Source organism: Thermovibrio sp., from assembly GCA_015488335.1.
GTDB lineage: Bacteria > Aquificota > Aquificia > Desulfurobacteriales > Desulfurobacteriaceae > Balnearium.
The window spans coordinates 1-10,291 of record WFNZ01000055.1 but is presented as its reverse complement, the minus strand read 5'-3'; the positions used below and the strand labels follow the sequence as shown (position 1 = coordinate 10,291).

Below are 10,291 nucleotides of genomic sequence, written 5' to 3'. Positions count from 1 at the left end.
TACATAGAGTATCTTTTAAAATCCAAAAAACTATCTGAAACTGATTTTGAAATTCTTTATTTAAAGGAAAATGCTGAAGGTTCTATAGGAAAAAGAGAGCCTGTTTTTGATGTGCTAAATGAAGTAATGATCTCCTTAACTGAAAATTATTTTAATCTTGTAATGAAGGAACAGTTAGAAGAATATGAAAGTGGAAAGAATTGATTTAACAAAGTTTTTAACTTCTAAGTTTGATTGCCCAAGCTTTCACCCGAAAGACCCATTAATAGATTTTGATAACGTTCGGAAAACTATATGGAGCCAACTTCGCTCAGTAGATGCTTTACGTATAGAAGAACGAAAAATAGAACTTTATGAATTAAGCACGTTTGATGATCTAATAGAAATACTCAAAAGTACTGGTACCTTGAATTTGCAGTTAATAGAGCAAAACATAAGGGAAAACCTATTTCCAGAATATAGAGAAAAATTGTTTGAAAGCTTGCTTCTTCTCTCCCTAATAGGAAGGGATCTTAATGGGAAATTCATAAGATTTAAAATAGGTATATGTATTGAAAGAAAAGAAGACATTCGGTTTTACGATACTCTGAAGCGAATTATTGAAAAAGAACTATCATATAAACTTCAGAACTTGCTTTCTGACCCTAATGATAAAGTAATAGTTTTTTTAATATAGGTCAGGGAGCTCTACGGCTCCCCGAAGACTCTCTTGAAGATGTAGTCAACATGCTTTGTGTGGTATGAGAGGTCAAATATCTCGTCTATCTCCTCCTCTGTAAGGACTTTCCTCACTCTCTCGTCTTTCTTGAGGAGCTCCTTAAAATCTGCTCCCTCGTTCCAGACTTTCATTGCGTTTTCCTGGACGATTGCGTAGGCCTCTTCCCTTGAAAGGCCTCCTTTTTCAATGAGTGTTAAGAGAACTCTCTGGCTGAAGATGAGACCCCTTAAAAGATTAAGGTTCTTCATCATATTTTCAGGATAAACAACTAAGTTCTCCATAAGACCTGCAAACTTCTGGAGCATGTAGTCTAAGGCTATGCAAGCATCGGGGAAGACCGTTCTCTCAGTAGAGGAGTGGGAAATGTCTCTTTCATGCCACAGTGGAACGTTCTCCATTCCAACGATAGAGGCGCTCCTTACGACCCTTGCAAGTCCGCAGAGTCTCTCTGAGAGTATCGGGTTCCTCTTGTGGGGCATTGCAGAGGAGCCTTTCTGACCTTTCCTAAACGGTTCCTCAACTTCTCTGACTTCAGTTCTCTGGAGGTGTCTTATCTCTGTTGCGAACTTTTCTATTGATGAAGCTGTTAGGGCAAGGGCGTTTAAGAACTCTGCGTGTCTGTCCCTCTGAACCACCTGGTTTGAAGCCTTTGCGTGGCCGATTCCAAGTTTCTTACAGGTGAGCTCCTCAACCCTTGGGTCTATGTTTGCAAATGTTCCAACGGCTCCAGAGAGCTTTCCTACTGCAGCTCTTTCTGTTGCAGCTTTAACCCTTTCGTAGTTCCTCCTCATTTCGTCGTACCAGATGGCCAGTTTCAGGCCGAACGTTATGGGTTCAGCGTGGATTCCGTGGGTTCTACCAACCATAACGGTCATCTTGTGTTCAAAGGCCCTCTTCTTTATAGCTTCCATTACTTTCTCTATATCTTTTAAGAGGAGCTCCCCGGCCTGCTTTATCTGGAGGGCAAAGGCCGTATCAAGCATGTCTGAAGAGGTCATTCCAAAGTGAAGATATTTGGCCTCGTCTCCAACAATCTCCTTTATGTATGTGAGGAAGGCTATAACGTCGTGGTTTGTAACCTCCTCAATCTCGGCAATCCTCTTTGTGTCAAATTCTTTCTCTCCTTCCAAGTAGGGCTTTACCTTCTCCTTTATCTTCTCAACCGCCTCTTTTGGGATTTTCCCTATCTCTGCCCAGCTCTCTGCCGCTGCTACCTCAACTTTCAGCCAGTTCCTCAGTTTGTTCTGCTCATCCCAAATCTTTCCCATTTCAGGCAGCGTGTAGCGTGGAATCATTTAGTCCTCCCTGCTATATACTGAATTAGGTTTTCAAGGTAGTTGAGTTCTCTGTAAATGCCGTTTATCAGCTCAGCTATTTTATCGGTTTCCTCTTCGTACTCGTGGGCTATAAGGTTCCTCAAGCTTCGCAGCTCAAACCACCTCTCCTCACTTACGGGAAAGCTAAACTTTTCGGCGGTGTTAATAACGTCAACCATCGGGAGGTGCTCAACGTTTTCCCCCAAAAGGAAAAGGGTAACTCTAAGGAGTTTTCCAAGGGAGTCTTGAAGTTTTGAGAACCTGTAGGCTATCTGGTCTAAGGCCATAGTTCCCTCACGGGAGTTAAGGAGCTCCCTTACATCCTCCCCAGAGAGAGGAACGGAATAACCCGAACTACTGAGAGTTTCGTAAGCCTCTTTCAATCTTTTAATATGCTTCTCTTCCTCACTCAGGAGTTTCTGGAATCGCTCCCTCAAAGCTCAACTCCATCTTTCAGGGCAACTCTCTCTATTGGCCTTTCAGTGTCTTTCTGGATTACAACGTCTATCTTTCTCTCTCCTAAACTTCTCATAAGGAGAGCTCTGAACCGGAGCTCCCTTTGGAAAAGCCCATCTTTCTGTGCCGGAATTATATAGAGGTCTATGTCCCCTCCTCTCTTTTCAGGGTAAACTCTACTTCCAAAGAGAATTACTTTAGTTCCCTCTCCAAAGGCTTCTTCTGCGCTCCTCTTTATCGCATCTATCTGCCACTCTGAGAGCCTGACTTTTCTCATTTCCCGGCAATTCTCTCTGCAGTTTCTTCGGCAAGTTTTGTGCAGTCGTTAACTCCAACTCCCCTGTAGGCGTTTGAGCAAAAGTGCAGGTTCCCGAGCTTTTCTCCTATCTCAAATATCCTGTCAACTCTCTCACAGTGGCCTAAGGTGTAGTGGGGAATTCCCTTCTCGTGTTTAAAGACCTTAACCATCTCGGGGTAGTGGCGGATCTTCATTATCCGGCGGAGCTCCTTAAGGGCAATTTCTACAAGCTCCTCTTCAGGAAGAAGTGCAAGCTCAGGCTGGCGGGCTCCTCCAATCATTACTCTGATAAGGGCTTTTCCCTTTGGAGCTCTGTTTGGAAAGACCGAGCTGTCCCAGAGAGCTCCCAAAATCTTCCTTCCCTCGCTCCGTGGAACTAAAAATCCAAAGCCGTCAAGGTCGTGGCCTAAGCCTTTCTTCTGAAATCCTAAAGCAACAACGGAGATGGGAGAGTACTCAATCTCTGAGAGGAGTTTGGAGAGCTCCTCATCAACCTCTTTTAGAATTTCGGCTGCTGCGTAGGCCGGTGTTGAGACAACTAAATGGTCAAACTCTTCCTCAAATTCCTTGTTCCCTTTTTTCCACTTAACCAGCCAGCCTTTTCCAGACTTTTCAACCTTTTCAACGGAAACCCCCGTGTGGAGCTCCTCTTTTAGTTTTTTAGATAGTGCATCTATCAGGTCTTTCGTTCCGCCAACAAAAGAGGTAAGAATTCCTCCAGGACCTGCAGGGCCAGACGAACTCTTCCCGCTCTTTTTTGCTTCTTTCATCTTTGCTATTAAGCCCTTTATGAGGCCGCCGTACTGTTTTTCCAAATTGTAGATGGCAGGAAAGGCAGCCTTTAAGCTCATTCTGTCTGGGTCTCCGGCAAATATGCCGGCAATCATGGGATCTAAGAGTTTTTCTAAAGCTTCCTCGCCAAGCCTCCTCCTCGCAAAATCTCCAAGGGTTTCGTCGGAACTGTCTTTTTTAGGTGGAACGAAAAACTCACCAAGAAGCCTTAATTTTCCTTTCCATGAAAGGAGATAACTTGACAGGAACGCTATAGGATTCTCTGGAAGCCTTACAAGTCTTCCATTTGTGTATATAAAGCGCTTTCTGGCTTTGTCGGAGCTCCTGTAGAGCCTATCCTCAATTCCAAGGGCTCTTACAAGATTAAGAGTGTAGGGCTTTCCATCTAAAAAGCCGTTGGGTCCCGCTTCCACTATATAACCTTTTTCATAGACAGTTCTCATTTTCCCACCGGGTTCAGCATCCTTCTCCAGAAGGGTCACATTAACCCCTTTCTCCTTTAAATAAAAAGCAATAGAAAGACCGGAAACGCCGGCTCCCAAAACACAAACTCTCATTCTCTCTCCTTTTAACTACTTTATTCTTTTCTTAATTTATCAATTTCATCAACAATTGCACCTATCAGGAGAGGATGTTTATGGTTTAACCGAACCCGGTAATACCTGATTCCCAAAGTTTTGGCAAGATTTCCATACTCTATATCAAGTTCGTAAAGGGTTTCTATGTGCTCCGATATAAAACTGATAGGGAAAACAACAACATTCTCAAATCCTTCTTTTTTCAACTCATAGAGTACCTCTTCAGTTGTAGGCTTTAACCACTCAATAGGGCCAACTTTACTCTGGTAAGAAATTCTGTAAACAAAACCCGGAAAAGATTTCATAACTTCCCGGACAGTAGCAAGAATTTCATGAGGATAAGGGTCATTTTTCTCTTTCACAAAATAAACCGGAATACTATGAGCTGAAAAAAGAACAGCTGTTTTTTCCGAGTCAAGTTTTTTTAACTTTTTACTTATCTGCTCTCTTATCCATTGAATATAAAGAGGATTGAGTGTCCAGGATTTAACATGCTTTATCGTTGCTACTCTACCATTTAAAAGTTTTTCAACATCCCTTATGCACGCCCCAACAGTTCCATAGGAAAACTGAGGATAGAAGGTCATATGGTAAAGCTTATCTACTTCATCAAGCCCTATTTCTCTTGAAACCCGTTCAATTAGCGGTTCAGAATAGAGCATTCCAACGTAAGTTTTCAAACCCAATCTCTCCTCTACCAACCTTATCTGCTCAAAGGTATTCGCAACAAGAGGGCTTCCTCCACCTATCGCTTCGTACTGAGGTTTAACTTTTGGAGTTCTAAAAGTCGCTATCAGGTAGGCAAGGGATTTCTGGAGAAAGGAAGGAACACCGAAGTTTATAAGGTCTCTGTCTGAAAAAAGTCTGTAGAGGAAGGGTTTTATCTCTTTTGTTGTTGAGGGAGCTCCCATGTACGTTATCAAAACTGCTTCTTTCATCTACTCTCCAATGATTTTGATTATCACCCTCTTTGGCCTCTGGCCGTCAAACTCAGCATAGAAGATCTCCTGCCACGGCCCCAGGTCAAGCTCTCCGTTCGTAATGGGAAGAACAACCTGAAGGTGAACTAACAGGTTTTTCAGGTGGGCATCTCCGTTGTCCTCTCCAGTCCTGTGGTGTTTGTAGTCGGGCTTAAAGGGAGCCAATCTTTCCAACCATTCCCATATATCCTCGTGTAAGCCTTCCTCGTCATCCTGAATGATAACGGCAGCCGTGAGGTGCATCGCAGAAACGAGGCAGAGCCCCTCTTTAACACCGGATTTTCTTACCGCTTCCTTAACGGTATCCGTTATTCTTATGAGGTCTCTCCTCTTTTTAGTGTTAAACGTTAGGTACTCTGTATAAGACTTCATCTCTCCTCCTGCAAAGTTTGAAAATAATACTACACTGAAATAGTTTTAAGAAAAAAACGGAGGTGAGGATGTACAGTGTTGCAGTTATAGGCGGAGGAGTTTCAGGTCTTTCGTGTGCTCTTACTCTGGCAGACGGGGCAAAAAGGTTTGACTTTGCCAAAGGGAAAAAATTTTTAGTTGTTGACAGCGGGAGCTCCGACGTTTTAAAGGCAGTTCTCAACAACGTTCCCGGAGTAAAGAAGGGAACAACCGGAGAGGAGTACTTGGACTTCCTGAGAGCCCAGGTTGAGGAGTTTGAAGACGTTAACTTAGTTGAGGGTGAGGTAGCAGAGGTAACAGGGAGTAAGGGAAACTTTAAAATCGTTCTCTCTGATGGAAGGGAGTTTGAGGCAGACGTAATCGTTTTCGCAACTGGTTTCCACTCATTTGACATCAAAACAGACCTTGTTGAAGTTGTCCTTCACCCCCGCTCTCCAAGGCCCGGGAAAATTGCGCTAAAACCAAAGGCAGAAGGTGTTTACGTTGCAGGCCTTGCAGCCGGAGAGATAACGATGGTTGCAACTGCAGCAGGAAGCGGAGTTGACGTTGCCTGCGAAATTCTCTCTGGATGGGCCGGAAAGGTTGTTGTAGGCCACGACAGAATACAGGGGTAGTCCTGCTGCCCCTTACATCTTCAGGAACTTCTTGAGAAATTCTCTCCAGTTCCCGAATGGAACCTCTGTGAAGTCCAAATCTTCAACCAGCATCGGGTTTAGAACGTAAACCCACGCTTCTACAAACTCGTTCATAGGTATAAGCCTTACAGGTTTTAATTTCCTTATGTAGAAACTCTCTTCCGGAAAAAGCTCGTTGAACTCCTCAAAGAGGTCAATGGCTTTAAGGGTAAGTTCATCTACCCTGTAGACTTCCCCAAATACGGTTCCCTCTCCCTCAATAACTCCGGGGAAGCCATCTCTCAGGTGAACAAGCTTTGCACCGTACAGCACTCCGTGGGAAACAAAGGGAGAATCAATTAGAAATGTGTGGGCAGAAAGGCCGTTCATTAAAGTTCCGTAGACAAAGAGGAGCTGGTAGCTCACAGCCCCTCCTTAAACGTCAAGGTTCCTGACCTCTTTTGCAAACTTCTGAATAAACTCACGCCTCGGCTCAACTTTGTCTCCCATCAGGACTGTAAAGACCTCATCGGCCCTTACTGCGTCTTCAACGGTAACCTTGAGGAGCGTTCTGTTTTCAGGGTTCATGGTTGTTTCCCAGAGCTGCTCCGGATTCATCTCCCCAAGGCCTTTGTATCTCTGAATGTATATCCCTTCCTTTCCTGTGTCTATCAGGTAGTTAAAGAGCTGGTCGGCTGTTTTAAACTCCAGGATTTCTCCTTTCTTAGTCTTAACCCTGTAGGGTGGCTGACCAAGGAGCTCCCTCAATCTCTTCTTAAGACCCCTTCCCTGCTTGAAAAGGTCTGAAATGAGGAGATCTTCCTCTATAACCTCTTCCTTTTTCAGGTATTTGTCAAAAGGAATCCTGGCAACAATTTTGAAGGAGCAGTGCTCCTTATCCTCAACAAGCTCAAACTCAGTCCCTTTAAGCTCTTCAGGAAGATTCTCTTTCAGCCTCTCAATTAACTTCTCGGCCTTTTCTTTTTCGTAGAGCTCCTTGTAGTCGGCACCGACCCTTAAGAGGAGGTTTATGAGCTCCCTGTCCCTCTTTCTTGCAAGAACTGATATAACGTTCTGGAGCTTGAGAAGTTTACCAACAACCTCTTCAGCCTCTTCTCTACTTAAAGGTTTACTGTCTGGTGAGAGGAGCTCCACAGAATCTAACGCAAAGTCTAGAACTACCCTCTCAAGCTCCTCGTCGCTCTTTATGTAAATCTCTTTCTTACCCTTTTTGAGCCTGTAGAGTGGCGGCTGAGCAATGTAGAGGTGCCCCCTCTCAACAATTTCGGGAAACTGGCGGAAGAAGAAAGTTAAAAGAAGTGTCCTGATGTGGGCTCCGTCAACGTCGGCGTCCGTCATGATGATTATCTTGTTGTAGCGGAGTTTACTGATGTCAAAGTTCTTACCAACTCCTGTTCCAAGGGCTGTAATTATTGTCTTAATTTCGTCGTTTGAGAGAACCTTCTCAATACGTGCCTTCTCAACGTTTATTATCTTTCCCTTAAGTGGAAGGATAGCCTGGAAACGCCTGTCCCTTCCCTGCTTTGCACTTCCGCCGGCAGAGTCTCCCTCAACTAAGAAGAGCTCCGTTCTCTCTGGGTCTCTCTCTGAACAGTCTGCAAGTTTTCCGGGGAGGGAAAACTCCTCTAAGGCGCTCTTTCTCCTTGTGAGCTCTCTCGCCCTCTTTGCAGCCTCCCTTGCCCTTGCAGCAGTTATCACTTTTTCGGCAATCTTCCTTCCGATATCCGGCCTTTCAGTTAAGAAATTCCAGAGTTTATCGTAAACAACAGAGGCAACAATCGGCCTGACTTCAGAGTTTCCAAGCTTTGCTTTCGTCTGCCCCTCAAACTGGGGGTTCGGAACTTTTACGGAGATAACCGCAACAAGCCCTTCTCTAACGTCGTCTCCGGTTACCGAAATTTTCGCATTCTTAGGTAGAAGGTTGTTCTCTTCAATGAACTTTGTAATGGCCCTCGTTAGAGCCATCCTGAAGCCTGCAACGTGGGTTCCGCCTTCACGGGTATTTATGTTGTTCACAAAGCTGAATATCTGCTCTGTGTAGGTTGAGTTATACTGGAGGGCAACCTCAACAAGAACATCGTCCTTCTCACCGGTTATGTAGATGGGTTCAGGAAAGAGTGGGTCTTTCTTCTCGTTTATCTTCTTAACGAACTCAACAATTCCACCTTCGTAGTAGAAGACCTCCTTCCTCGGCGGTTCTGTTCTCTCGTCTATCAGAGTAATTTTGAGACCTTTATTGAGGAAGGCCAGCTCCCTCAGTCTATTTGCAAGGATGTCCCAGCTGAACTCTGTAACTTCAAATATCTCAGGGTCTGGCTTAAAGGTTACTATTGTTCCCCTCTTTATCGTCTCTCCAACGCAGGCAAACTGTGTAACGGGATTTCCCCTCTCGTAAACCTGCTTATAAACCTTTCCGTCTCTATGAATCTCAAGCTTCAGCCACTCAGAGAGGGCGTTAACAACGGAAACTCCAACGCCGTGGAGACCACCGGAGTACTTGTAGGCCTTCTTCTCAAACTTTCCGCCTGCGTGGAGAACTGTAAGAACTATCTCTGCTGCTGGTTTTCCGTATTCCGGGTGGATGTCAACGGGAATTCCCCTTCCGTTGTCTGCAACTGTTATTGAATTATCGGGGTGGATTATCACCTCTATCTCTGTACAGTAGCCGGCAAGGGCTTCATCAACGCTGTTGTCAACAACTTCAAATACAAGGTGGTGAAGGCCGTAAGAACCTGTATCTCCGATGTACATTCCCGGTCTTTTTCTAACGGCCTCAAGGCCTTCAAGAACCTTTATCGCAGAAGCATCATATCTCTCACTATTTGCCATTTATCCCCTCTTTTCTCTGTTTTTCCCGGTTCAATTATACAGGCTGGTGCCCCGCCGATGGTTAACTAACTTTCCTCTTAGCCATCAGTTCCTCTATAATTTTTGATGCCCTTTCAGAGGTGAGGCGGTTGAAGTTGAGCTTGGAGATGTCTGTTCCCGTCTCCTGAGCAAGCTTTTTGATGAACTCTACCTGCTTTGTAGTTGCCTTTACCTCTTTTTTCTCCTGCTCTTTTGCGGGCAGGAGCTCCTTTAACTCTCCCCTGTAAGCCTTCCTTCCAATTGAGAAGAGTGAGAGACCTTTCTGGATTGCGTCCGTTACAGCCCCTTTAAGGGCGTCTCCAGGTGTGTAGTTCTCACTTCCTCCAAAAACCTCCTTCGCAGATTCTCTCTCTACCACCCAGAGTTTCAGCTTAACGTAGGCGAGGAAGCGAGTCTCTCCTTTTTTGTTCTCAACTTTTTCTACAGAGTGGTCAAGAACTTCGTATCCCCAGCTGTTTGCTCCAACAACTTGGTTGAGGGCGTCTATAACAAACTGGGGCTTATAGCCGAACAGCGTTCTTCCCCTTCCGGGGACTTCCTGAACGGCGAGAGCTCCCTCTTTTTCCAAAAGGGAGTCAATTTTTTCTACAATAGTCTCCCAGTAATTGGTATTCTGCTTTGCCATTGAAACCTCCGAATTTGGTTAGGAGAGGAACGATTGGCGGGGCACCAGCCAATATTTGACTATCCTAAATTTAGGAATTTCCTATAGGTTTTCAATAGGAGAAAAGCCTTGAATAACAATGGTTTTACAGCCGATAGGAGAACTCTTTTAAAGTTACTGATATTCGGGGGAGCTCTCTCCCTGACTCCCTTTGCCGTTCCAATTCTCTACCCGGAGCCAAGAGCTAAAAAGAAACACTTTGAGATTGGGAAGAGAGTTGACCTTGAAAAGGCTGAGTTCCTTCCGGGAGTTTACGGGGGAACTCTATACACGGCAACATCTTCAGACCCGAAAACTTTTAACTTGGTTCTTGCAAACGAAACCTCATCAACCGAGGCGGTTGGAGAGCTCTTTGAGGGGTTAACAGACGTTGACCTGAAAACCTTAAAGCCCAGGGGAGCTCTGTCAAAATCGTGGGAGTTCAGAGAGGGCGGTTTAAGGTGGATTTTCCACCTGAGGGAAAAGGTCTTCTGGTTTGACGGAAAGCCCTTTACCGCAGACGACGTCGTTTTCACCTTCAACAGAATCTACTTCAACCCGAAAATTCCCAACTCAACAAAGGACTCCTTTATGGT

The 10,291-nt window shown here is 44.8% G+C and carries 13 protein-coding genes; 4 read left to right on the top strand and 9 right to left on the bottom strand.

What is annotated here, in order from left to right; genetic code table 11:
• Together F8H35_RS07140 and F8H35_RS07135 are read left to right on the top strand one after the other, a co-directional pair.
• A partial coding sequence (locus F8H35_RS07140; protein WP_472572859.1) for a hypothetical protein occupies positions 1-204 on the top strand: 204 nt, incomplete at its 5' end.
• The gene (locus F8H35_RS07135; protein WP_472572858.1) at positions 185-676 is read left to right on the top strand and encodes a hypothetical protein; all 492 of its coding nucleotides are present in this window, start codon (positions 185-187) and stop codon (positions 674-676) included. The genes F8H35_RS07140 and F8H35_RS07135, both read left to right, overlap by 20 nt.
• Positions 677-687: 11 nt before the next feature.
• Here the strand turns inward: F8H35_RS07135 and purB are convergent, their stop codons facing one another.
• The 6 genes from purB to F8H35_RS07105 are packed head-to-tail and all read right to left on the bottom strand — an operon-like array spanning position 688 to position 5,510.
• Positions 688-2,013: an adenylosuccinate lyase gene (gene purB, locus F8H35_RS07130; RefSeq protein WP_472572857.1), complete on the bottom strand. Its 1,326-nt coding sequence runs from the start codon at positions 2,011-2,013 to the stop codon at positions 688-690.
• Complete coding sequence (locus tag F8H35_RS07125; RefSeq protein ID WP_472572856.1) at positions 2,010-2,471, bottom strand: hypothetical protein; 462 nt, start codon at positions 2,469-2,471, stop codon at positions 2,010-2,012. The genes purB and F8H35_RS07125 overlap by 4 nt, the downstream gene beginning before the upstream one ends.
• Entirely contained in the window at positions 2,468-2,767 is a 300-nt protein-coding gene (locus F8H35_RS07120) for a nucleotidyltransferase domain-containing protein (RefSeq protein ID WP_472572855.1), read from the bottom strand. The genes F8H35_RS07125 and F8H35_RS07120 overlap by 4 nt, the downstream gene beginning before the upstream one ends.
• A complete protein-coding gene (hemG, locus tag F8H35_RS07115) occupies positions 2,764-4,137 on the bottom strand; it encodes a protoporphyrinogen oxidase (protein WP_472572854.1) in 1,374 nt (457 codons plus the stop codon). Before hemG ends, F8H35_RS07120 begins: the two co-directional genes overlap by 4 nt.
• Before the next feature lie 20 nt (positions 4,138-4,157).
• Positions 4,158-5,096: a ferrochelatase gene (gene hemH, locus F8H35_RS07110; RefSeq protein ID WP_472572853.1), complete on the bottom strand. Its 939-nt coding sequence runs from the start codon at positions 5,094-5,096 to the stop codon at positions 4,158-4,160.
• Entirely contained in the window at positions 5,097-5,510 is a 414-nt protein-coding gene (locus tag F8H35_RS07105; protein ID WP_472572852.1) for a secondary thiamine-phosphate synthase enzyme YjbQ, read from the bottom strand. It abuts the gene before it with no gap.
• Positions 5,511-5,578: 68 nt separating this feature from the next.
• On the opposite strand from F8H35_RS07105, the gene F8H35_RS07100 reads away from it, so the two are divergent.
• On the top strand, positions 5,579-6,163 hold the full coding sequence (locus tag F8H35_RS07100) for an FAD-dependent oxidoreductase (protein WP_472572851.1): 585 nt from the start codon (positions 5,579-5,581) through the stop codon (positions 6,161-6,163).
• A 12-nt stretch (positions 6,164-6,175) separates the two neighbouring features.
• Here the strand turns inward: F8H35_RS07100 and F8H35_RS07095 are convergent, their stop codons facing one another.
• The 3 genes from F8H35_RS07095 to F8H35_RS07085 all read right to left on the bottom strand — a co-directional run bounded on the left by F8H35_RS07095 (position 6,176) and on the right by F8H35_RS07085 (position 9,677).
• Positions 6,176-6,589, bottom strand: a complete 414-nt coding sequence (locus tag F8H35_RS07095; protein ID WP_472572850.1) for a gamma-glutamylcyclotransferase family protein — start codon at positions 6,587-6,589, stop codon at positions 6,176-6,178.
• A gap of 9 nt (positions 6,590-6,598) precedes the next feature.
• On the bottom strand, positions 6,599-9,013 hold the full coding sequence (gene gyrB, locus F8H35_RS07090) for a DNA topoisomerase (ATP-hydrolyzing) subunit B (protein ID WP_472572849.1): 2,415 nt from the start codon (positions 9,011-9,013) through the stop codon (positions 6,599-6,601).
• A gap of 61 nt (positions 9,014-9,074) precedes the next feature.
• Positions 9,075-9,677: a Rad52/Rad22 family DNA repair protein gene (locus tag F8H35_RS07085; RefSeq protein ID WP_472572848.1), complete on the bottom strand. Its 603-nt coding sequence runs from the start codon at positions 9,675-9,677 to the stop codon at positions 9,075-9,077.
• Positions 9,678-9,785: 108 nt separating this feature from the next.
• Here F8H35_RS07085 and F8H35_RS07080 point away from each other — a divergent pair.
• Positions 9,786-10,291, top strand: a 506-nt coding sequence (locus F8H35_RS07080; protein ID WP_472572847.1) for an ABC transporter substrate-binding protein, incomplete at its 3' end; no start/stop codon positions are given.

Excerpts from the sequence above, each read along its gene's own strand:
- F8H35_RS07135 (WP_472572858.1), top strand. The coding sequence starts at position 185 with ATGAAAGTGGAAAGAATTGATTTAACAAAGTTTTTAACTTCTAAGTTT.
- purB (WP_472572857.1), bottom strand. The coding sequence starts at position 2,013 with ATGATTCCACGCTACACGCTGCCTGAAATGGGAAAGATTTGGGATGAG.
- F8H35_RS07120 (WP_472572855.1), bottom strand. The coding sequence starts at position 2,767 with ATGAGAAAAGTCAGGCTCTCAGAGTGGCAGATAGATGCGATAAAGAGG.
- hemG (WP_472572854.1), bottom strand. The coding sequence starts at position 4,137 with ATGAGAGTTTGTGTTTTGGGAGCCGGCGTTTCCGGTCTTTCTATTGCT.
- hemH (WP_472572853.1), bottom strand. The coding sequence starts at position 5,096 with ATGAAAGAAGCAGTTTTGATAACGTACATGGGAGCTCCCTCAACAACA.
- F8H35_RS07105 (WP_472572852.1), bottom strand. The coding sequence starts at position 5,510 with ATGAAGTCTTATACAGAGTACCTAACGTTTAACACTAAAAAGAGGAGA.
- F8H35_RS07100 (WP_472572851.1), top strand. The coding sequence starts at position 5,579 with ATGTACAGTGTTGCAGTTATAGGCGGAGGAGTTTCAGGTCTTTCGTGT.
- gyrB (WP_472572849.1), bottom strand. The coding sequence starts at position 9,013 with ATGGCAAATAGTGAGAGATATGATGCTTCTGCGATAAAGGTTCTTGAA.
- F8H35_RS07085 (WP_472572848.1), bottom strand. The coding sequence starts at position 9,677 with ATGGCAAAGCAGAATACCAATTACTGGGAGACTATTGTAGAAAAAATT.